Origin of the sequence: Halobacillus campisalis, assembly GCF_030345335.1 — a bacterium.
Taxonomy (GTDB): Bacteria; Bacillota; Bacilli; order Bacillales; family Halobacillaceae; genus Halobacillus_A; species Halobacillus_A campisalis.
On record NZ_JAPVRC010000003.1, the window covers coordinates 212884 to 233447 of the forward strand.

Consider the following 20564-nt stretch of genomic DNA (forward strand, 5'->3'; position numbering starts at 1 on the left):
CATACAACTTAAAATTCTTCTTCCTCTATCGACAATCCGTCTACATGTTTACGATCCAGTTGTTTGGTCACTTTACGATACTCCTTCGATTTAAAAATGATATCAAAATCATAGTCAGCTGGATATAATTCTGCCGCGGGAATATAGAGCTCCAGACGTTTATGGTTCAGCTTCAGCTTTTCCCCTTTTTGCTGAACGATATAATCGCCATGCTCATCAGGTCCTTTATAAACGATCGCGGTTTCTCCTGTCGCTTTAACCTTCACATTGTCTCCCATATTAAACTCGGCGACTGTTTCTTCTTTTGTGTTCACAGCTTTCTTTTTCGTATAGCGTGGTACTGTAACTTGCTGCTTCATTTCTCTACTTTTCAAAACGTTGCCATCCATTACATACGATTTCGTTTCTTGATAGGACACTTCATGTGCCCGTTCAATAATCGAAGGGTGCAGGCCAAGCTTCAAAGCGATTTGAAACGCCTGACTCTCCCCTGCTTCCCCGATGATCAGCCGATACGTAGGCTTTAATGTTTCTAAGTCGAACGACATGGAACCGTTAATAAAATCCGTACGTTTATTCGCAAGCTCTTTCATTTCAGTAAAATGTGTCGTCACCATCAGCTTCGCTTTTTTCTCTACGAGCTGCTCAAGAATCGCCTGCGCCAGTCCCATGCCTTCGTTAGGCTCCGTGCCTGATCCAATCTCATCAATTAATGCCAGCGTTCCTGGACCTGCCTTCCGTAAAATATCAATAATATTGACGAGTCTTGAGCTGAACGTACTTAAATTAGCTTCAATGCTCTGACCATCCCCAATGTCACAAAAAATTTCATCAAAAATCATGACGGTCGACTCAGGGCTTGCAGGAACAAGCAGCCCTGCCTGGGCCATCATGGTAAGCAGACCTGTCGTTTTTAACGTGACGGTTTTCCCTCCCGTATTCGGACCGGTGATCATCAGCGCCTGGTCATCAGCTTTCATCGTAATGGTCAGCGGCACGGCCTCCTTTCCTAATTGAGGATGACGAGCTTCTATTAAAGAAATCACATGATCTTCATTCAATTGCGGCTCATTGGCATCATTATCCATCGCATACTTCCCTTTAGCAAAAATGACATCGTACTGATGCATGACGTCGATGGCCACCTGGATCGCCGGCTTGTGCTCAAGAACAAGACCGGTTAAATAATACATAATCTGTTCCACCTCATGCTGTTCGGACAGCTTAAGCTGTTCAATCACGTACTGCCTTTCCTCTAACTCTTTCGGCTCGATAAAGAGCGTAGCTCCTGAAGATGATTGATCGATCACAGACCCTTTCACCTTTTGCCGATGCTCTCTTTTAACAGGAAGAGTCAATCGGCCATTCTTCTCGACGGTCATCTGCTCCTGCAAAATCGAGGAACGTTTTTTCATAATCTCCTGCGCTCTGTTTCTTAGTTTCGTCTGCTCCTGCTGTAAATCCTTACGCACCTTCAGCAAAGTTTTTGATGCATAGTCGTCAATTTGGCCATTTTTTAAGCAGCGGCGCAGCTCCTCCTCCAGATCCGTTATATCTTCCATCGATTCGACGTACACTGAAATCGTAGGTGCTACATATCCTTTGTCATCCATAAACCGCTTCAGCTTGCGGCAATGATCGAGGAAATCAATCATCCGGCTGAGGTCCTCTACTCTGATATAGCGGCCTTTCTCGCCTTCTTCAAGTGAACGAATAATGGACTCTAAAGAGTAGATCGGAATGCTTGAATTTAATCGAAGCACGCCAATCGCTTCTTTTATTTCTTGGAAAGATCGTTCAATACGACGGCGCACGTTCATCGGTTCCAGCGCCCGTATCGTTTCTTTTCCTTTCTTCGTAAAGGCATAGGAACTGATCTCTTCCACTACCTGATCAAATCCCAGTTTGTTTAACGCTTGTTTATTCAATGCTGAATTCCCCTTTTTAATTTAAATTTTGCATACAAAAAAAGCCACAGCAGGCGGATATACTCCTCCTGCTGTGGCTCATCACTTGAACCATTCTGCAGTTTCCAAATATAAAAAAAGAGCCACGACAGGCGTCATAGCTCTTCCCTCATATTGTCGGGTATGCCTGTTCTTAACTACCCTTGAAGATTACAACACAAATAGCACCTGAAATATCAGGTGTTTTTGAATCATTCAAGGATTATACGGTTACGTATTAGTTAAGAACAGCCACACTCATAAAAAATCTCCTTTTAAATACCATATTTGCAGAATGGTATGCTTTATATATACGCGAAGACTCGCAAAATGTCAATACAGTCTATTTCTGTTTTCACCGTAATTCCATTATGATAGATACACATACAATAAGAAGCGGGGGTCAACTTCATGTCCAAAGTAAAAGACATCTATCATAAAGAATTTTTAGAACGGCTGGCCGACGATCTTCTTAAGCAGAACAGTGATTTTAATAAGGAACGATTCCTGACGCTCGTCTATTCTAATGACTGGGAGCAGCTGGAGTTTAAACAGCGTGTTGGCCGCATCACAGCTTCCATGCATGAAACCCTTCCTCAGCCTTACATACAAGCGCTGCCGATCATCAAGCGTACGGCTCCTGAATTCGAAGGCCTGGCGGGTATCATCTTCCCGGATTACATTGCTCAATATGGAACAGACGACTGGGAGGAATCCATGCATGCACTGCGTGACGTAACAGGGTTCTCTACATCGGAATTTGCTATTCGTTCATTTTTACTCAAAGATCTTAATCAAACGATTGACCAAATGTTCCTATGGGCAGAAGATGACAACGAGCACGTCAGGCGATTAGCAAGTGAAGGCTCGCGTCCGCGTCTTCCATGGGGACAAACTGTGCCTTACCTTAAAGAGCATCCCGAACGTCTTCTTCCTCTTCTGGAAAAATTGTTGGAAGATGAATCGCTTTATGTGAGAAGAAGTGTAGCCAATCATTTAAATGATGTATCGAAAACTCATCCTGAACTCGTGATCGATATCTTAGAAAAGCGGAAAGGTCACAATGATAAAACCGACTGGATCTTGCGTCATGCCTGCCGCACCCTGTTAAAGCAAGGAAACTACCAGGCTTTACAGCTGTTCGGTTATCATTCCAGCGATTCCCTCCATGTTCACCAGTTTACGCTCGATCAATCGAAGATATCGATCGGCGATAGTCTTTCTTTTACTTTTCAAGTGTCCGCAGAAGCCGATACGAAGCTGAGAGTTGAATATGCTATCGATTATGTGAAGAAAAATGGACAAAGGAACCGTAAAGTTTTTCAAGCAAGTGATACGACAATTACAACCGGAGAAGAAAAATCATTCACAAGAAATCAATCCTTTAGAAATATGACGACGCGCAAACATTATCCAGGGACACACACACTGGCGATTATATTGAACGGCATAGAGAAGGTCAGTCAGGATTTTGAGCTCTCTCCCCCTCATTAGATGCTAATGTGCTGCATTAGACAATATTCCCTCATTGCCGATAAAAAAATGATAAAATGGAATGACCAGCTTTTCCTTTTTAGAGAGTGTGATGTAAATGTTTTTAGATCTTTTTAATAACGTAGCGATCATTGTGGCCCTTCTTTTTATTGCGGGGAAATTTTTTGAGAACCGCCCGCTGGATCAAAACCCTCCGCTTTCTTCAAAAGTGTATGCGGGATTAGGTGCCGGTCTATTAGGATCTTTGTTGATCCTGAGCACCATTGAGGTTACGGAGACGGTCATCCTTGACCTCAGACATATCGCTACGATCACCGCTGCCATGGTCGGCGGACCGGTCTCTGCCATCATTACAGGCGTAATTATCGCAACAACTCGTATGCTCATTCATGGAGTTACTACGGCTTCGATTCTAGCCTCTTCCATTGCCGTTTTCATGGGTCTGCTGTTAGGTTATATTTCTACTCTTCCTATAAACAAAATCAACAAATACCTGGTCATGAACGTCTCTTATATCCTTATGAACTCGTTCGCTTTAAGTATGCTGATCGCTTCTCCATCCCTGCTTCAAAGTACATTGCTATTCTCTGTATCCACTTCCATTTTCGGTGGGTTTACAGCTTACTATATGACCGAATATATTAGAAAAAGCAACATCGATAAAAGAAACATCTTATACTACAAGCTGATTGCTGAGAGCTCCACCGATGTCGTTTCGACTCATGACAAAAAAGGCACCATCCAGTACGTGTCTCCCTCCTGTGAAGCCGTTCTCGGTTATAAGCCAGCTGAATTAACAGGGACGAATGCGTTTAGTTATTTCCACCCGAAAGACCAATTGCGCACAGCTCCAGATAAGGTGCTTAAAAGGTCTGCCAATAAAACGATCGAGTATCGTTTTAAGCATAAAGACGGTGGTTATATTTGGCTTGAAGCCACATTCAATCAAATCAAAGGTTTACGTGAAGGCAGCGATTTCATCTACTCTTCCCGCGAGATTACAGAGAGGAAGCTGATGGAACAGGAATTGATGGATATGAATCAGTCTCTTAAGAAGCTGTCGAACCTCGATGGACTGACAGGTATCCCTAATAGAAGAAGCTTTGATTACGCACTGATGAAAGAATGGGAGAACGCAGTGCAGCACGCTCACCCCTATTCCTTTATCTTATTCGATCTCGATAGATTCAAAGTATACAACGATACATACGGCCACCTGCAAGGTGATGAATGCTTACGCTCGATTGCTGAGATCGTACCGTCTCTTCTGAGAGAGCAGGACTTCTTCTCAAGATATGGCGGTGAAGAGTTCGCCATCATTCTCCCGCAAACAAGCGAAGTGGCAGCAAAAGAAGTTGCTGAAACCCTTTGTAAAGGAATTCTTCAAGAGGAGCTTCCTCATATTAATTCCGATATCAAGCCTTTTGTAACGATCAGTGCGGGGGTAGCGACTCTGAGGCCAACCGATGAGACGGATTACACGACCATCATCGACATGGCCGACCGTGCGCTTTATCAGGCAAAAGAAGAAGGACGTAATACGGTAAGAGTTTTTCAGCCGACATGGTCTGCCTCCCGCAGTTGATCGAGCTTACCTGATTTTTTCGTGTCCGTTTGTTGTTCCTATGTATCACATAAAAAAACACAGAAAAACGTCTCCGTTTTTCTGTGTTTTTTGTTTCTTAATGCTCTTCGGTTTAAAAAGCGCGACAACGCGGATATACAATTAACAGTTCTGTTCAGGTAAACCCGCCAATACTAAACCGCCGTCTTGATGGTCGAGTGTAACCTCTTTGACCATATCCACTACACGTGAGTCCATAGCCACTTGAATTTCATTAATCGTTTCTACCTGATCGGATTCCTCCGGGGCATCCATAGACAATCCCATTTGCGGTCCGCAGCACCCTTGTCCAGCAAAATAAAAACGAATATTCTCTGCCTTCTGTTCATTCATAGCTTCCGTCAATACGTTTTTCGCTTCTTCAGTAATGTTCATGTTCGTTTCTCCTCCGTCTTATCTTTATAATTTTGTAAAATTCAATGGAGTTTCCGGCTTCTTCTCTTCCAAAGCAGAAGGCTCTATTTCAAACCATTCACCAAATTCTTTATTTGTTGGATACTCTCCTTCTTTCACAACATTTCCATCAACGAGAACCGCTGGCAAGGCCTCTGTTCCTGACTGATGCAGCAGATCATTTATGACCTTGTTTTCCGTAAATGCTCCGGGCTCATTAGCCAGATTGTACCGTTCCACTACAAATCCTTTCTTCTCAAGGGAATGAAGGACTGAAGCGAGGCGAGTTAAATCAGGGTCCACGCCAGGGCCGCACACTCCTGTCGGACAGCACATTGCCGGATCATAGATTTGTACTTTTTTCATAGTAAACGCTCCTTTACTAAAGTGGCAGCTCAATCACACGAAACAGCTTTCTCCTTCGATTGGATAGCTCGTAGAGTTTCATCTTCATCATCTAATTGATTAAGTATGGATAAGACGAGATCACGTGCGCCGAATTCATCATTCATGGAGAAAAATCTCCACTGCCCGCGCCTTTCCTCTCGAACCAGACCGGCCATTTTCAACTTGCGTAAATGCTGGCTGATGGCAGGCTGACTCATTTCAAACATATCGACAAACTGGCATACACAGTACGCTTTCTTCTGCACCAGTTTCATGATTAAAAGCCTTGTAGGATCGCTCATTGCTTTCATGCACTGAACGGTTGAAGCGGTATCCCGTTTCACTGTAACTGCCGTCATGGCTTCCCCTCCGTTTACAAGCGGTCTATCATTTATGAACCATTTTCTTCTCCATTCATTATATAAGTCTTTGGTTATATAATTCAATGGTTATCCACAAAATTTACACTAGGATAATATAGGTACAATAAAAAAATCGCCCCTGGATTAGAGCGCTCCCCGCGTTAAATTCCTTCCCCTCAGCCCTTCATTCATCGAAAAACTCCATATGACGTTTTTCACTTCTATAGTAATCCATTCGATCCTGCAAAGAACCGGTATGAAATTCAAACTTGTGCCCGTCCGGATCGGTAAAATAAATCGACCGTTTATCCGCTTGCTCTCTTGGACGCCCTGAAAGAATATGTACATTTAACTTTCTTAACCTTTTATATACCTCAACGTAATCTTCTTCATCTATAGAAAAAGCTGTATGAGTATACGAGTGATGGATGTCGCTTCGCGAAATATCTTTTTCTTCATTCAAAGCAAGCCAGAGGCCGTTTACATCAAAGTAAGCAGTCGTTTTCCCTTTGACTAAAAGCTTTGCCTCAAATACTTGCTCGTAAAATTGGACAGAGGTATCTAAATCAGAAACAGAAAACAGCAGATGGTCCAAACCTTTCACAAACATCATCGATCCCCTCCTCAGTCGTCCTTCAAAATCAGCTTCAATACAACATTAAACCAGGTCAAAAATATGAATAATCACTTTTGATATAGCTCTCCCCAAAAGAATAATCAATCGTATCGGGAGAAACAGCAGCTCTGGAATATAAATCAGGAGTTCAATCATGAAATCTACAATATAGAAGCGTCCGTCATCCCTCTTCTTCCTTCTCAAGACTTCCTTTTTGCTTTTCCACCATTCGCTCATGAGGCGTCTCCTCCCGGTTAGGTTCTGTGCTTATTATTACGCTTAGTCAGCGAAAAAGTTTCAATTATATGGATAATCGGCTTAATATTGATTGATTGCAAATAAGGAAAATTAATCCCATAAAGAAACAACAGAAAGGAAACCAAATTGTGCGCACTGTATGGGTGAAGCGTAACGCGTTACGCTTCACCCACTCTTCGCTTTCTCAGGCCAGACGAAGTTACTGATGGCGATAAGGAAATCAATGCCTAACACGATACTCCAAAGCTTCAAAACTCCTTCTAAAGCCTCGGTTCGGGAAGAATCATTCACAAAATAGATGAGAAAAACGAGGAAACCTGCACCGATGACGTAAGCCAGGACATGGCGGCCCCAGCCTTTAAAGTAATGGACGGCATAGTCCAAACCTGACCGCTTCTTCGGCTTCTCTACCTGCCGCGTAATATAATATTGAAAGTGAATGTCTGCCCACTCGATCATGCTTTTGCCGAATGCGATCGAAACGCCGATATACACAGCAGCGATGGCATGCGCGGTCGTGGCGGTGGCTCCTCGAAATAAGTCTACACTCGTGGTGACTAATAAGATGAAATCGATCAACGGAGTCAAAGCCAGAAAAAAGAGCCCCAGTTTATTTCGTTTAAATATATACCTCGTGACTAAACCTAACCCAATGACGACCCAGAACCCGATTTCACTTGCAACAATCATCCATCCAATCACATTCATCCATGTTCACGTCCTTTTGCTCATATCGCATTCCCATTTCTCATCCTGAATGAATAAACTTATGATATTCTCAATATAAAGGGTTACGCAGCGTCACCTTCAACAACTTTTTTTAGGAGGGATTTACATTTGAGATATTTCACCTCGGGAGAAGTATCACAGACACTCGGTATTTCTGTGCGCACACTCCGCTATTACGATCAGATCGGTTTAGTCACCCCGGCAAAAAAAGAAGAAACCGGCCGAAGACTCTACTCCAGCCGGGAATTAGTTGTACTCGAAAAAATATTGCTTTTGAAATCTTTATCCATGTCATTAGAGGATATACAAAAAATCATCAACGAACTCACCATTGAAGAAATTCTAACCTTACATAAAGAAAAACTGGAAAATAAAATTCAAGACTTGCAGTACTCCCTTCAACAGACGCATTCATTAAGTAATACCCTGAAGCTTGAAGGAGATTTGGATTGGAATCAGCTGCTGCCTCTCGTCAGGGAAAATAATAAACGGGCAGGCACCAATAGGTGGGAGAATCATTTCAACGAAGACGAACAGAAAATCCTGCAGGAAGACCTGCCAAAAATGGAAGACCCTTCTACAAAGAAATGGATCAATATCATTAAACGATCTCAGTTTTGCATAGAACGCGAGCTAACCCCTGATTCCGAAGAGGCGCTTACGCTGGCGGAGGACTGCCTGTTACTGTCTGAGGATTTTTTCAATGGGGATGAACAATTACAGCAGAAGTTCTGGGAGGCGAGAAAATCAGAAGAAACGTCCAAAGAGATGGGTTTGTACCCGATCCCTTCAGACGTTCTTGATTTTTTGGAGAAAGCAACTCTTTGTTACGAAAAAAACTAGTGTCCCCGCTCAACATACGTCCCTGCCAAAAAGTCATGGATGGCACGACGATCCTTTAAGAAAGCTACCATACATGCACTGATGAGGGCTGTAAGTCCAAGACTCACATATCCCAGCACGAACTTACCAATGAATTCCCGAATGAACATATCGAATACTGAGAGACGCTTGTGATTCAATTTAACGACTCTGACATTTATGATTCGTTTACCGATAATATAGCCTCCCCACAGTACAGGAAGAATGGTCAAATATACGGTGTAAAATAAATTCAACCAAATGCCTTGAGTAAATTCGAACGAAAACCCATCGCTCACGAAAAATAAAATAATCGCTGCCGGGATACTTATAATAAAAAAAGTCCAAGAAATAAGCGGCAGCACGTCTTTTAAATCCTGCCCTGGACGGTTTGTATTCCATAGTATTCCCCTCCTCACTAAATATGAGAGTTGTTACTTACAGCCTTCCTCTGTTTATCGGTAATCCATCGGGTTATTGATGAAACCCATCAAGTCAATAACACCTGCCGTGATAAGCGCAAGAGCTAAACCAATGAAAATAAGCCGAATAACCTTGTGACTTGTTTTTTCATATTTGAAATCTTTAATCCCTTGCTGTTGCATCTTTTTATGCTGAATAATAGAACTCCGGCTTTTCCCTCATCCTGTCCTTTATAGCCAGCCTCGCTCGGTGAAGACGAGATTTCACCGCTGCTTTCGAAATATGAAGCCGGCTGGCTATTTCACTCTCTTTCAGCTCCTGTTCATAATGGAGAAGAAAGACCGCTTGGAGTTTTGGGGTTAAGGTATGGACCATCCGTTTGATCCTCTCCTGCAAAACAATGGCTTCCAGCACTTTTTCAACGTTCGAATCAAGCGAAGCATGGGCAGCATACGTAAGGTGAGACTCTTCTATAGGCAGGAATACGATTCTTTTTCTTCTTCTAAGGAAGTCAATCGCTTTTCGTGAAGCGATGGTCGTAAGCCAGGCACCGATTTTGCTTGGATCTCCTATTTCATCTAATTTATCGTAGGCTTTCATAAACGTGTCCTGCAGGATATCTTCGGCTAAACCGGGCTCTTTTAAAATACGGAGCGCCGTATAATACACGCGGCTGTAGTATGTCTTATAGATGTCGTCAAAATTTAAATCCATAGATGCCTCCTACTCCGAATCCTGCAAAGATTCCGTTATGAAGGAAGGGGCTTCGTCTTCGTCGAAACTTGCTATCATATCAGCTTGCGGATTTTCTTCATGAAGAAACACTCCGACTAAGTATGCGTCATTGGAACCGCCATCGCCCGCTTCTAATACTTGATTGATTTGGCCGGGGTCTTCAATGACTAACGGCTCCTCTCCGCTATCCTTCAGCTGTTGAAAGGCATTAAAACCCTGCTGATCCGCAGCGCCCCCATTCCTAAAAACTTCCAAATGATTGATATCACCAGCCTCTAGAATGACCTCGTCATAAAGGTCTTCAGCTTGCAGCCATTCCATCGTATTCTCGTATGATCTTCTCAAAGGAAAGTAAATTTCTTCTCCTCCGTCAATTCGAACCATGCCATATGAATCGATTTCACTCGATCCAAACGTTTCACTATAAGATTCGCTGTAAATATCCTGCTTTAGATGCTCAAGCAACTCCCTCTTCTGATTGGAAGCCGAAATAGTGACTTCGAATCTAAGAGGGTTGACGATATAGATGGAGTCGATGCTGGTGGCTTCTGCAACTAGAAAAGGCATTTGCATCTCTTTGAATTCATCAGTTTGTGACACTTGTTCATATTCTTCTTCTACTAAGCTTCTGTTTACATCATATGAACGTTGAATGACGTTTCCGTTTTTTAATTGATAAGCTATGAAAATGGATTCTCCGTTATTATTCAGCGAACTTCTTTCTTGCAGCATACGCTCATGCAGATTCCGAACGGCTTCTATCGTTTCCTCCGACTCAATGAAATCAACCTCATCACTGGCCTTATAATCTTCATACTGGTAGTAATGGCTGCCTACATAGACATTTTCCACTTCTTCTTGTTCCGGGATTTGGTTCTCATATCCGATAAACACCAAAGGAATAAGCACTAATAAGGCAGCAACAGTCGCACTATACATCCCCAACCGCTTCAAGTGGTAAAAAGTAAAAACCCTCCACGTTTTCGCAATCAGCATTGTCGCTATGAAAAAGCCGGTAATCCCTCCAAGAACATACCCAAAAATGACCCACGGTAACGTTCCTTGCGTTTGACTAAAATACAACCCAAAGAATAAGGCCAAACAAAACGTCACGCCAATTTTGAATACAGGCTTCAGCCAATTTACAGCGATAGGATGAGACGCCGCTTCAAGCTGACGCCTTTTGTAAATGAACGCAGACAGGAAGTACAACAGGACTGTCACCACGATATAAATTCCAAGTACCGGATAGTCGACAGGAATGTGAATTTCTCCGTTTTCAATAAGCTGAGGGTGATACACTGCAATATCTACAATCGGAGATAGTTGCTGTCCCCATCGATCAAGTAATGTACTGCTGGATAATCCATAGATGAAAAAGCTGAGATGGAAATAAATCAAACCGATTATTCCCATAGGAAAAAGAAGAAAAATATACGTCAACACGCCCTGAACCGCCGATAATCCGGTCAACGTCCCCACAAATACGCAGGCTATAAAAACAAGCAAAGTGACGATAAGCATGAACATGGTCCAACGCCCGAGATCGGCCAGGTTGTAAAACGCAGAAACATCAGCAGTCCCCATGAATACGAAAAGAATTAACCCGACGATAACGATCGGAGCCACTAAAAGCAGGACCCCTGCTCCGACGTGGTAGTTAAAAAGTTTTCCTCTCTTAATCGGGAGACTATGGATGAAATCTGACGACGCGGACACGTGCATATACCGAAAAATAAAGATTGCCATTAATACAGGCATAGTGAATAAAAATATGGCCTGCACATGGAAAATGAAAGTAATCGAAAACAAACCACCACTGCCTGATTCCACCCCATTCTCACCGCCTAAAGCCATCACCAATTGAAGAGGCAGAACAAACAGCAGTCCTATGAAATAAACGATACTGACCCAGCCAACATTCCTTAAATTCTGCTTTACAATTTCCTTTTTAAACGAGGACGTTTTCAATGGCATAACCGGCACCTCCCATTTCATAAATAAAAATTTCTTCTAATGTAAGAGGAAGCCGATCAAAGATGACGGGTTGGTATTGTTTGATGGCGTCAGTAATTTCATCTTCGTTCCCTTTCACGATCATGAGAAGGACCGTCCCTCTTTTTTCGTAATGCATAATATCGAGATCAGAGTTCAGGATAGATTCTTGCTCTCCCTTGAAAGCGACTTGAATTTTATGTACATCCGCTTTCAAATCATCTAAATCCCTTTCAAACATCATCTCCCCTTTATGAAGAATGCCCACGTGATCACAAATATCCTCGACTTCTCTTAAATTGTGTGAAGAGATGAGAACCGTCATTTCCCTATCTGCTACATCCTGAATAATCAAGCTCCGTACTTTCTTCCGCATCACCGCGTCTAACCCATCGAACGGTTCGTCCAGAATGAGTACGTCAGGCATACAGGACATTGCTAACCAGAAAGCTACCTGGCGCTGCATACCTTTTGAGAAGTGGCTGACTTTTTTATTCTCTTCTAGATTGAATACGTCTTTTAACGCCTGATAGCGTTCTTCATTCCAGGAGTTATACATGTCTTTGTAGAAATTCGCCATTTGCTTCACTGTATACTGTGGCAGAAAATATAAGGAATCCGGAAGAAAAACCATAAGCTGCTTTACTTCTTCATTTTCGAAAACAGGGGTGTCATTTACACGAACCTGCCCTGATTTCTGCCTTATAATTCCCGCAATCATCCGCATTAACGTCGTTTTTCCTGCCCCGTTCGATCCAAGCAGCCCATAAATCGATCCCTTTTGAACGTGAAAGGTAACCTTATTCAGGACTTTTTCTTTTTCAAAAGTTTTCTCGATGTCTTGTACCTCAATCATTCTTCTGACCTCCTTTGACTTCATGAAGAAGCGATTCGATCTCCTTTTCTGTCATCCCAAGATAGATGGCCTCTGCGAATAACCTTTTCAATTCTTCCCGCACTTTGTTCAGCTCCTCTACGTTATCTGATTTCTCAATTGGGTGAACGAAGCTCCCTTTTCCCTTCAATGAATAGATGTAGCCAAGCGACTCCAGTTCTCTGTACGCTTTTTGAATCGTATTCGGGTTGATCGTCAATTGCTGAGCCAATTCGCGAACAGAAGGAAGCTTTTCATCCTCTTTCAGGACATTGTTAATGATCAGCTGCTTGAGCTTCTCCACTAACTGCTCATAAATCGGCTTCCGACTTCTAGTATCCAGTTCAAACATATACCCACCTCCATGCCGTCTCTTTTTTATCTGTATTAACCGTATTAGTATATGTAATACAGTTAAGTATAGACTTACCTTCGCCATTTGAAAAGTCCTTTTTGTAATTTTTTTCATATCTGCACATTTCTATCTTGATGGTACACACTTTTCGTTATATGGCTATATACATAACTATATAACCATATAACACAGAGGAAGGCGGTAAATTCCTGTTGAATCCATTTGATGATAAAAAACCTATTTTCCTGCAAGATCAAGGACCGCATAGAAGACCAAATTGTCAACGATCAGCTTAAAGAGAAGGATCAAGTCCCCTCCACGACCCAGATGGTTAATTTTTATAAAATCAACCACGTCACGGTAGCGAAAGGGATGAATCTTCTCGTAGATGACGGAATCATTTATAAGAAAAGAGGGGTGGGCATGTTTGTAGCGGAAGGAGCGAAGGAGAAGCTTGTTCAGCAGAGGAAAGATGCGTTTGTAGACGAATATGTATGGCCGATGATGCAGGAAGCCGACAAATTAGGGATTACAGAAAAAGAGCTGGCTGCCTTTATGAAAAATATAAAAGGACTTGAGGAGACATGATGTTGGATATCGAGTTAAATAATGTAACCGTGAATTTCAAAGGCACTTCCGCTCTTGAGGACGTAACCTGCTCCCTTGAAGCTGGGAAGATTTATGGATTGATCGGTCGAAACGGCGCCGGAAAAACGACTCTCCTCTCCTTATTAGCTTCCTACCGCGAACCGACTTCAGGTGTTGTGAAAATTGGCGGTGAGATACCTTTTGAAAACGGAAAAATCATGTCTCAAGTGAACTTCATTTATGACGTGGACTACAGTGATGGAGTATTTATTTGAAGAAGTCGTCATGATTCATAAAGGTCGACTGCTGCTGCATGAACCGTACGGTGATTTGATTGAGCAGGGTGCTTCGGTCACAGGTGGTGCCGAGGAGGTTGACCGGTTCAGACGGGATGACCAAACTGAGCAGCCAACAGCTTGGCACAACAAAATCCGTTATGGTCTATGGAGACATTCCTTTAGAAAAAAAGCACGAAGCCAGGGAAAAAGAGTTGGACATCGGCTCCGTGTCGCTTCAAGATTTATTCATTCATTTAACAAGTGAGGGGAATAGCATGTCTACCACAACCAATGCTTGAAAAGTAACATTGGATACATACTGGTTTCTCATGAAAACTTCAATCTGGTTCATCGTGACTGTGCTCTTCATTTATGTAGGCCTGCACATCTTCTTAGCGCATGTTGACGTCCTTCAGCAGAACTTCCTGAGCTTTGCTGTCGAGCCATCCAAAATATATATGCTCGTTATGGGAACCCTTTCCTTTATCCACCAACTGTTCGTAGATGTGGAGCCGGATTCTACAGGTTTGGCTGGATCGGAGGCTGCCTTTATATTCTCATCGCCCTTTTGCTTGTATTACTAACAGATAACCTCTGGGAATTCGAGCTGGGTAGTTTATTGGAATCTCTCACGAATGGATCTATGGAAGAATTCCCGACGTATCTCTCTGTCATCGGTTCTTTAATTCTTTGCGGTATTTCTCTATGGATGATCCGTGCAGCAACGAAAAGAATTGAAATTAAAGTGAAGTAAACAGAAGTATATGGATCTCCCCCGCTAGTAAATATGTTATATTTTTACTAATAAATCCAATGACGAAGGAGATTGTCCATATGTCAATCGTCGATAAGCTGAAGCTCGATCAATACAATAACCTGGCAGTCATCGACCAGCCCGCCGACTATCATTTGTTTACTGAACAGACCAATGATCTCCAAAGCGATCATGATGCGATTTTTATTTTCGTAGAGAACATAGAGGAAATGGCAGCTCATACAGAACGCGTCATCAAGGAACAATTGCTTACTGATCAAGGCTACCTGTTTCTGGCTTATCCGAAAAAAGGCAATAAACGGTACAACACATTCATACACCGGGACGAGATTTTTCCCGCGTTGAACATCCGTAAAGACTACTACCTGGGAGATAGCGACATCAAGTTTTCCCGGCTCGTCAGTATGGACGACGTGTTCACCGTCATAGGGTTCAAACGGGAAAAAAAGAAAGCGAATAAAACCAGCGCTCCCAGTCAAAAAGCAGCGGATTATGAGAAACATATACCAGACGTCAAACGTTGGCTGGCTGACCATCCGCAGGAACTCGACTTTTATAACGAGCTGACCCCGGGCTACCAAAAGGATTGGGCTCGTCATATTTACTCAGCAAAGCAGGAAAAGACGCGAGAGAAGCGGTTCCACCAGATGGTTGAGCTTTTATCGCAGGGATATAAAACGCTTGATTTATATCGGCAGCAAAAAAAATAGCCCTCTCATGGGCTATTTTTCTCGTTCTATCGTTCTATCAACTTCCCGGTACGTGATTTTAATGAAATACTCCGTTTAATTTCCGCGTTAAAATCATAGGAGCTGTCTATTGACCCAGCATAGAGACGTTTCCGTTTCTAAGAATGGCGCTTGAAGGTCTGGGAAATCACTCGCTTGGAAATCCCCTATTAAGGTAAAGCCGTCCGTGCTGGTGTAAATAAAAAAGAGTCACGGAAAGCAGTCATTACATATCTTGTCCTCTCCGTGGTATGGGGCTGCTTATTGATTTGAAGAAGGCTCGTAATTTTTGTATCTTACATAGTAAATGACACAGTTCAATAGACTGGACAACGCCACCACTAACCATAACCACCGAAGGGTCTGATCCTGGCTGAAGGCTATGAAACAATTAATCGTTAGTAAAATCGCTGCAGCTATGGAAATCATCAACCTCGTTTTAACCGACATATGCTCCTCCCCTTCAGGCTTCAAATGATTACCTGAATCGTAACATAACATCAACCAAACCAACAAAATTTTCCTTTTTAATAGGCTAAGTTAGTAGGTGTTGATATTGATAAGTGAGTTATTCAACAACATGGCAGGATAATGGAAGAGGGGGTTACGAGATAACCTGGGTTCATTACCCTACTAAGAGTCAGAGGGTGTTGGGAAGCTACTCGCTTTCCTGTGGGGGACCTGGCGAGCTTCCTCGGGCTTGCAGCCCTGTGGGATCTCGCCTACCTCCTTCTCCCACGGGAGTCTCGCAGCTTCCCAACAACCCCATTGAATGAAGGTGATAAACGCCCCCCATAAGGAAAGGCTTCCGCCATTCCTTTCCTTTAGGTGGAAAACGCTCCATAGCAAGTCTTTCGAACACATGCATACATGGAGGTGGCTGATTTCCTTGAAGCGGTTTCGAATCGTTTCCTGCAGCCTCTTACTCCCACTATGGCTCAAAACTGAGTCTTACCCTAAAAGGGAGTGATTTCCCGGAACTCTAACACTATTCAAACAATACGGAAACAGCTTGAACATCTCGAAATCGAGTCATTAAGATAAGGAAAAACCAACATTGAATGCAACAGGACGTACAAGCAAAAAAACGCCTGAGCTTCCAGGCGTTTCTCATTTATTGCTTTTGAAGCGGGACGTCTTGTCCCAGCTGATGACTTGTTTGTTTTTCTTTGCTTTCAAGTAAAAAATCAAGCTTCTGACAAACAAATAGGAGAATAACTGAGCATACGTGAAGTACATGATAAAGCTGACAAAAATGTTCCGGCTGTTAAATGAACGTTCCGCAGCCTGGGCGCTCATGAGCTGCGTCGTGTATACGAGATAAGACACATACCATACAAATAATAAAGGAAGTGTGTAGGTTATAAACAGAACATCAAACAAGCCTAGAACAAACCAGGCATAGGACAGGACGAGAAAGAACCAAAAGATGACGTATACCATCAGCTGGTGGATGGAGTGAACCATCATTTTCCCCTTAAAATAGCCAGGCACAGTCAGCGTCTGCTCCACGATATAGAGGTTCCCCTGCAGCCACCTTGTGCGCTGGCGGATATATACATTCATCGTTTCAGGCTCCTGTTCCCACGTAACAGAATGGGGAACGATCGGTAGAAATAGGCCTTGCCGGGTAATCCTCAACGTCAGTTCAGCGTCCTCTGCAATAGCATAAGGATCGTATCCCCCTAATTCTTCAATCACACTGCGTTTGACGAGCATGTTGGTACCCGTCAAAGAGCCCGTTTTGAACAGCTGCCAGCGTCCAGCCTGCATGAGCAGCTGAAAAACTTGGAACTCGATTGAAATCATCCGGGTCAACAGGTTCTTACTTTCATTGACGGTGCGAACGTAACCGACAGCTCCTGCCGCATCCTTATAATTCACCGCCGCCTCAACAAGCTGGACGAGTGCCCTGGGTTCTGGCTGATTATCTGCATCATAGACACAGAAGTACTCACCATCAGATATCTCGAGCCCATAATTAAGTACGCGCGATTTACCTTTCGGCTCTCCAGGGGGGACTAATATATGATGGACTTCCCGATACGTGCTGTCATACTGGTCTGCAATCATTGCCGTTTCATCCTTGGAATTATCGTTGAGGACATAAATATTAAGCGGTCCAGGGTATTGAATACTGACCATAGCGTCCAGAGTATCTTTGATGACTACCCCTTCATTATGCGCAGGGATGAGAATATCAACGCTCGGATAGTGATCGAGCTTTTTGAACCTCGTTTTTTTCGTACGGTAATAAAGGCCAGCAATGGTCAAAATCGAATAGTACAGTAATAGCAGTAAAAACAACACGGTCGTTGTCAAAAGCAAAGTCCGGATCGACAACAGTTCAAAATATATACCTGCGGCAACGGCAGCGGCTGCAACAATCAAGCTGCTTATAACCTTGCTCATCTAGATGTCTCTCCTTGAACAGCTTTCGCTTCTGTATAGCCGATCTCCTCTATGTCCCAGCTGATACGATCAAGTGCTCCCTCCGTAAATATGTAACTCAGCTTCTGCAGGATCCGCTGATTCACTACGTTCAGTCCTGCCGAGTTGGTAGACTGCAGTAAGAACACTACCGTAGCTTCATCATGTTTCCCTACGATATCAAAATGCTTCCTTAAACTGTGATAGATGATATTCGCCACCTTCACGAAGCTTGTATCCTTCACATAACCAGGAAGATCCTCCAGACCTACATATATTAGAAAACCCTTCTCCCGCTTCCTCACCATGGAGATATTAATCATTTCTTTTTGTTTAATAAATTCACGATTAGATAACACCTGTGTATTAGCCACATACTCCTCGAGCTCCAGAATACGGCGTCCCAGCTTTTTGTTCATAGCCGAAAGCGTCGTGATGGACGTAACAAATGTATACATTGCCCAGAGATGAATAAGCAGCAGTCCATGAATGCCTATGCCGCTCCACTGATCGGCTGTAGACCAACCTTGCACAAAGGCCATGTAGAGAAAAGCCAGCGAAGAAACAATCGTAAAGATCGTCAACAGCAGATACGAAACCTTATCTTTTAATAAAAGGAAAAGGATGGAAGGTACAAGCAGTATGAAGAACGTCCCTTCAGGAAGTAACCCTCGTGTCCAATAAAACAATATGAAAAAGCTGATGACCCACAATAAAAAAGCGATACTCATTCTTTGGCGAATCATGTAATCCCCCTTTTCTTACTGTTCATTATAATATAGTTATCGGATGAACGGTTCTGTTTTTTAAATGGAAAATCATCCTGTGAGCACATCCAATGTAAAAAGACCTGCTTATAAAAAGCAGGTCTGCACATACACTTTTTAAGTATTCTATCAGTTTCAGTTGTTATCTTTATGGCTTCCCACCAGTTATGAAATCAACAAAGTATCCATCAAATACTATTCCAGCGGGAGCTATAATAAATGTTAACATCCACAATGGACCAGCGACTTGGAAGGCTATATTAGGAATCCAAACTCCCAGGTAGAAAATCAGGCTGATTATGGCTAGAACTTTAAATGCTTAACTTTGCAGCTTGTTAAGCAAAAGTCATACACCAAAGGTATGGCCCCCATTTACATTAATATTTTGACCGGTTACAAATTCGGCTTCATCACTGGCTAAAAAACGCACCATGTAAGCAATGTCTTCCGGTTTTCCGAGACGATTCAAAGGAAGACCCTTAATATAGTTGTCTGCGCTCGCTTCTGTGACTTCCCCATGACGTTCAACCGGAGTAAACCCTGGATGGACAGCATTTACGGTGATGTCATGTTTACCTAGCTCATTTGCCCAGGATCGAGTCATTCCAATTACAGCAGACTTTGCAGTTACGTAATTAGAAAAATCACTATTACCTAATTCCACAACTTCACTCCCAATATTAATGATGCGCCCCCATTGGTTTTCTTTCATCGATTGGATAACCTCTTTCACAAGTAATAGCGGAGCTTTCACTGTAAAATGCAGCTGATCCAAGTAATCTTCCCAGGTTACTTCTTCCAACGAAAGCTCTGGCTGTGGGCCCGTAGCATTATTTATAAGAATATTAATCGGCTGCTGGAAAGTCTCCTGTGAAACAGTGACCAGCTTTTCTACGTCCTTTTTATCTGTTATGTCTGCTTGAATAGCGATGGCTTCTCCTCCGTGTTCTTGAATATCACGAACAACCGCTTCTGCTCGACTTTGATTGTTACTGTAATTAATGATCACCTTTACTCCAGCTTCAGCAAGTTTTTGTGCAATCACTTTTCCGAGTCCTTTGGAACTCCCCGTAACCAAGGCAACTTTACTGCTCATAAAAATCCTCCTATCCCACTGTTTATTCACCTGTATCTTTTTCCCCATTTAAGAATCAATTAATCAAATGTAATACAGGTAAATTCTTGGTTATGGTATAAAGGCGGCCAAAGTCCGTCAACCTTGTTATCCACACTTTATTCAAAGGGAATCATGGTGGAAACCGACCTGATCTATAACAAAAATAGAGGCGCTCATCATTTCAGATGATCTGCCTCTATTTTTTGAATTCGTTGTATTAAACTTCGTTATTGATTTTGAATAAGAGTTTTAATCAATGATATGGCATTGTAAGGGGTTTCCCTCACGCCATTTCTGGATGAGAACGGTGAAGTAGTTATAAAGAAAATTCCTAAGAAATGAATCATTTTAAAAATCACTTCTTTTTAAAGGCAGCGGTTTTATTGGAGCAGCATCTCGTGCTCCATAATCATTCCCTTAAAATCTTCTCCATCGCTTTTCCTTTGGCTAATTCATCAATCAGCTTATCCATATAGCGGATTTCCTGCATCGTTGGTTCTTCGATGTCTTCCACTCGCACACCGCAAATCACACCTTTAATCAAAGTGCGTGAAGGATTTAGTTGAGGAGCTTCCGCAATGAAAGTCTCAAAGTCTGTCTTCTTTTCCAGCTGTGCTTCTAATTCGTTCTGGTTATACCCTGTCAGCCAGCGGATAATTTCATCGACTTCTGTTTTCGTACGTCCTTTTTTCTCTGCCTTCGCAATATAATGGGGATACACACTTGCGAAACTCATGGTATAAATCTTATGTTTAGTCACCACTCTTCCTCCCTCCCCTATAGTTTTGTTTACTGGTCCTACAATTATATCATTCAATACATTTAGTTG

General features: G+C 42.7%; 25 protein-coding genes and 1 pseudogene. 9 read left to right on the forward strand and 17 right to left on the reverse strand.

Translation table 11 applies throughout. The features are described from left to right. Window positions 1–8: 8 nt before the first annotated feature. The gene (locus O2Q26_RS08455; protein WP_289215501.1) at window positions 9–1928 is read right to left on the reverse strand and encodes an endonuclease MutS2; all 1920 of its coding nucleotides are present in this window, start codon (window positions 1926–1928) and stop codon (window positions 9–11) included. A gap of 429 nt (window positions 1929–2357) precedes the next feature. Between O2Q26_RS08455 and O2Q26_RS08460 the strand changes: the two genes are divergently transcribed. Next, window positions 2358–3440, forward strand: a complete 1083-nt coding sequence (locus tag O2Q26_RS08460; RefSeq protein ID WP_289215502.1) for a DNA alkylation repair protein — start codon at window positions 2358–2360, stop codon at window positions 3438–3440. A 97-nt stretch (window positions 3441–3537) separates the two neighbouring features. Continuing rightward, on the forward strand, window positions 3538–5025 hold the full coding sequence (locus O2Q26_RS08465; protein WP_289215503.1) for a diguanylate cyclase domain-containing protein: 1488 nt from the start codon (window positions 3538–3540) through the stop codon (window positions 5023–5025). 141 nt (window positions 5026–5166) lie between these two features. Here the strand turns inward: O2Q26_RS08465 and O2Q26_RS08470 are convergent, their stop codons facing one another. From O2Q26_RS08470 to O2Q26_RS08495, 6 genes are all read right to left on the reverse strand, one after another. Continuing rightward, window positions 5167–5439, reverse strand: coding sequence for an iron-sulfur cluster assembly accessory protein (locus tag O2Q26_RS08470; protein WP_289215504.1), 273 nt, complete (start codon window positions 5437–5439; stop codon window positions 5167–5169). A gap of 24 nt (window positions 5440–5463) precedes the next feature. Then, window positions 5464–5823 (reverse strand): arsenite efflux transporter metallochaperone ArsD, encoded by a 360-nt coding sequence (gene arsD, locus O2Q26_RS08475; RefSeq protein ID WP_289215505.1) that lies wholly within the window; start codon window positions 5821–5823, stop codon window positions 5464–5466. A 29-nt stretch (window positions 5824–5852) separates the two neighbouring features. After that, window positions 5853–6203, reverse strand: a complete 351-nt coding sequence (locus O2Q26_RS08480; protein WP_289215506.1) for an ArsR/SmtB family transcription factor — start codon at window positions 6201–6203, stop codon at window positions 5853–5855. Window positions 6204–6390: 187 nt separating this feature from the next. Further along, window positions 6391–6816 carry a metallothiol transferase FosB gene (fosB, locus tag O2Q26_RS08485; RefSeq protein WP_289215715.1) on the reverse strand — a complete coding sequence of 142 codons (426 nt, stop codon included), beginning with the start codon at window positions 6814–6816 and terminating at the stop codon, window positions 6391–6393. 48 nt (window positions 6817–6864) lie between these two features. Next, on the reverse strand, window positions 6865–7059 hold the full coding sequence (locus O2Q26_RS08490) for a hypothetical protein (RefSeq protein WP_289215507.1): 195 nt from the start codon (window positions 7057–7059) through the stop codon (window positions 6865–6867). 186 nt (window positions 7060–7245) lie between these two features. Continuing rightward, complete coding sequence (locus O2Q26_RS08495; RefSeq protein WP_289215508.1) at window positions 7246–7788, reverse strand: hypothetical protein; 543 nt, start codon at window positions 7786–7788, stop codon at window positions 7246–7248. Window positions 7789–7917: 129 nt separating this feature from the next. Between O2Q26_RS08495 and O2Q26_RS08500 the strand changes: the two genes are divergently transcribed. Next, the gene (locus tag O2Q26_RS08500) at window positions 7918–8652 is read left to right on the forward strand and encodes a MerR family transcriptional regulator (RefSeq protein WP_289215509.1); all 735 of its coding nucleotides are present in this window, start codon (window positions 7918–7920) and stop codon (window positions 8650–8652) included. Here the strand turns inward: O2Q26_RS08500 and O2Q26_RS08505 are convergent. From O2Q26_RS08505 to O2Q26_RS08525, 5 genes are all read right to left on the reverse strand, one after another. Then, window positions 8649–9035, reverse strand: coding sequence for an RDD family protein (locus O2Q26_RS08505; protein WP_289215510.1), 387 nt, complete (start codon window positions 9033–9035; stop codon window positions 8649–8651). The two genes, O2Q26_RS08500 and O2Q26_RS08505, sit on opposite strands and share 4 nt — an antisense overlap. A gap of 244 nt (window positions 9036–9279) precedes the next feature. Then, on the reverse strand, window positions 9280–9807 hold the full coding sequence (locus O2Q26_RS08510) for an RNA polymerase sigma factor (RefSeq protein ID WP_289215511.1): 528 nt from the start codon (window positions 9805–9807) through the stop codon (window positions 9280–9282). Between the two features lie 9 nt (window positions 9808–9816). Further along, window positions 9817–11805 (reverse strand): DUF6449 domain-containing protein, encoded by a 1989-nt coding sequence (locus O2Q26_RS08515; protein WP_289215512.1) that lies wholly within the window; start codon window positions 11803–11805, stop codon window positions 9817–9819. Then, window positions 11780–12679, reverse strand: coding sequence for an ABC transporter ATP-binding protein (locus O2Q26_RS08520; RefSeq protein WP_289215513.1), 900 nt, complete (start codon window positions 12677–12679; stop codon window positions 11780–11782). The genes O2Q26_RS08515 and O2Q26_RS08520 overlap by 26 nt, the downstream gene beginning before the upstream one ends. Then, window positions 12672–13049 (reverse strand): GntR family transcriptional regulator, encoded by a 378-nt coding sequence (locus O2Q26_RS08525; protein ID WP_289215514.1) that lies wholly within the window; start codon window positions 13047–13049, stop codon window positions 12672–12674. Before O2Q26_RS08525 ends, O2Q26_RS08520 begins: the two co-directional genes overlap by 8 nt. Window positions 13050–13261: 212 nt before the next feature. Here O2Q26_RS08525 and O2Q26_RS08530 point away from each other — a divergent pair. The 6 genes and pseudogenes from O2Q26_RS08530 to O2Q26_RS08550 all read left to right on the forward strand — a co-directional run bounded on the left by O2Q26_RS08530 (window position 13262) and on the right by O2Q26_RS08550 (window position 15403). Continuing rightward, window positions 13262–13640 (forward strand): annotated as a pseudogene (locus O2Q26_RS08530) (GntR family transcriptional regulator). Between the two features lie 2 nt (window positions 13641–13642). Beyond that, window positions 13643–13915 (forward strand): ATP-binding cassette domain-containing protein, encoded by a 273-nt coding sequence (locus tag O2Q26_RS19050; RefSeq protein ID WP_352232228.1) that lies wholly within the window; start codon window positions 13643–13645, stop codon window positions 13913–13915. Then, window positions 13881–14183 (forward strand): hypothetical protein, encoded by a 303-nt coding sequence (locus O2Q26_RS19055; protein WP_352232229.1) that lies wholly within the window; start codon window positions 13881–13883, stop codon window positions 14181–14183. The genes O2Q26_RS19050 and O2Q26_RS19055 overlap by 35 nt, the downstream gene beginning before the upstream one ends. A gap of 64 nt (window positions 14184–14247) precedes the next feature. Then, window positions 14248–14502 (forward strand): hypothetical protein, encoded by a 255-nt coding sequence (locus O2Q26_RS08540; protein ID WP_289215516.1) that lies wholly within the window; start codon window positions 14248–14250, stop codon window positions 14500–14502. Between the two features lie 35 nt (window positions 14503–14537). Further along, window positions 14538–14672 (forward strand): hypothetical protein, encoded by a 135-nt coding sequence (locus tag O2Q26_RS08545; protein ID WP_289215517.1) that lies wholly within the window; start codon window positions 14538–14540, stop codon window positions 14670–14672. A gap of 80 nt (window positions 14673–14752) precedes the next feature. Then, a complete protein-coding gene (locus O2Q26_RS08550) occupies window positions 14753–15403 on the forward strand; it encodes a YdeI/OmpD-associated family protein (RefSeq protein ID WP_289215518.1) in 651 nt (216 codons plus the stop codon). 279 nt (window positions 15404–15682) lie between these two features. Here O2Q26_RS08550 and O2Q26_RS08555 read toward each other — a convergent pair whose 3' ends face one another. From O2Q26_RS08555 to O2Q26_RS08575, 5 genes are all read right to left on the reverse strand, one after another. After that, on the reverse strand, window positions 15683–15871 hold the full coding sequence (locus O2Q26_RS08555; protein WP_289215519.1) for a hypothetical protein: 189 nt from the start codon (window positions 15869–15871) through the stop codon (window positions 15683–15685). 660 nt (window positions 15872–16531) lie between these two features. Further along, the gene (locus O2Q26_RS08560) at window positions 16532–17833 is read right to left on the reverse strand and encodes a glycosyltransferase family 2 protein (RefSeq protein ID WP_289215520.1); all 1302 of its coding nucleotides are present in this window, start codon (window positions 17831–17833) and stop codon (window positions 16532–16534) included. Beyond that, window positions 17830–18597, reverse strand: coding sequence for a hypothetical protein (locus O2Q26_RS08565; RefSeq protein ID WP_289215521.1), 768 nt, complete (start codon window positions 18595–18597; stop codon window positions 17830–17832). The genes O2Q26_RS08560 and O2Q26_RS08565 overlap by 4 nt, the downstream gene beginning before the upstream one ends. 367 nt (window positions 18598–18964) lie before the next feature. Continuing rightward, a complete protein-coding gene (locus tag O2Q26_RS08570) occupies window positions 18965–19714 on the reverse strand; it encodes an SDR family NAD(P)-dependent oxidoreductase (protein ID WP_289215522.1) in 750 nt (249 codons plus the stop codon). A gap of 430 nt (window positions 19715–20144) precedes the next feature. Next, a complete protein-coding gene (locus O2Q26_RS08575) occupies window positions 20145–20495 on the reverse strand; it encodes a DUF2200 domain-containing protein (protein ID WP_289215523.1) in 351 nt (116 codons plus the stop codon). Window positions 20496–20564 lie beyond the last annotated feature (69 nt).

Coding starts and splice junctions, on each gene's coding strand:
- O2Q26_RS08490 (WP_289215507.1), bottom strand. CDS start 7,059: ATGAGCGAATGGTGGAAAAGCAAAAAGGAAGTCTTGAGAAGGAAGAAG.
- O2Q26_RS08560 (WP_289215520.1), bottom strand. CDS start 17,833: ATGAGCAAGGTTATAAGCAGCTTGATTGTTGCAGCCGCTGCCGTTGCC.
- O2Q26_RS08540 (WP_289215516.1), top strand. CDS start 14,248: ATGAAAACTTCAATCTGGTTCATCGTGACTGTGCTCTTCATTTATGTA.
- O2Q26_RS08565 (WP_289215521.1), bottom strand. CDS start 18,597: ATGATTCGCCAAAGAATGAGTATCGCTTTTTTATTGTGGGTCATCAGC.
- O2Q26_RS08570 (WP_289215522.1), bottom strand. CDS start 19,714: ATGAGCAGTAAAGTTGCCTTGGTTACGGGGAGTTCCAAAGGACTCGGA.
- O2Q26_RS19055 (WP_352232229.1), top strand. CDS start 13,881: ATGACGTGGACTACAGTGATGGAGTATTTATTTGAAGAAGTCGTCATG.
- O2Q26_RS08465 (WP_289215503.1), top strand. CDS start 3,538: ATGTTTTTAGATCTTTTTAATAACGTAGCGATCATTGTGGCCCTTCTT.
- O2Q26_RS08470 (WP_289215504.1), bottom strand. CDS start 5,439: ATGAACATTACTGAAGAAGCGAAAAACGTATTGACGGAAGCTATGAAT.
- O2Q26_RS08525 (WP_289215514.1), bottom strand. CDS start 13,049: ATGTTTGAACTGGATACTAGAAGTCGGAAGCCGATTTATGAGCAGTTA.
- O2Q26_RS08520 (WP_289215513.1), bottom strand. CDS start 12,679: ATGATTGAGGTACAAGACATCGAGAAAACTTTTGAAAAAGAAAAAGTC.
- O2Q26_RS08555 (WP_289215519.1), bottom strand. CDS start 15,871: ATGTCGGTTAAAACGAGGTTGATGATTTCCATAGCTGCAGCGATTTTA.
- O2Q26_RS08550 (WP_289215518.1), top strand. CDS start 14,753: ATGTCAATCGTCGATAAGCTGAAGCTCGATCAATACAATAACCTGGCA.
- O2Q26_RS08460 (WP_289215502.1), top strand. CDS start 2,358: ATGTCCAAAGTAAAAGACATCTATCATAAAGAATTTTTAGAACGGCTG.
- arsD (WP_289215505.1), bottom strand. CDS start 5,823: ATGAAAAAAGTACAAATCTATGATCCGGCAATGTGCTGTCCGACAGGA.
- O2Q26_RS08495 (WP_289215508.1), bottom strand. CDS start 7,788: ATGAATGTGATTGGATGGATGATTGTTGCAAGTGAAATCGGGTTCTGG.
- O2Q26_RS08515 (WP_289215512.1), bottom strand. CDS start 11,805: ATGCCATTGAAAACGTCCTCGTTTAAAAAGGAAATTGTAAAGCAGAAT.
- O2Q26_RS08510 (WP_289215511.1), bottom strand. CDS start 9,807: ATGGATTTAAATTTTGACGACATCTATAAGACATACTACAGCCGCGTG.
- O2Q26_RS08480 (WP_289215506.1), bottom strand. CDS start 6,203: ATGACGGCAGTTACAGTGAAACGGGATACCGCTTCAACCGTTCAGTGC.
- fosB (WP_289215715.1), bottom strand. CDS start 6,816: ATGTTTGTGAAAGGTTTGGACCATCTGCTGTTTTCTGTTTCTGATTTA.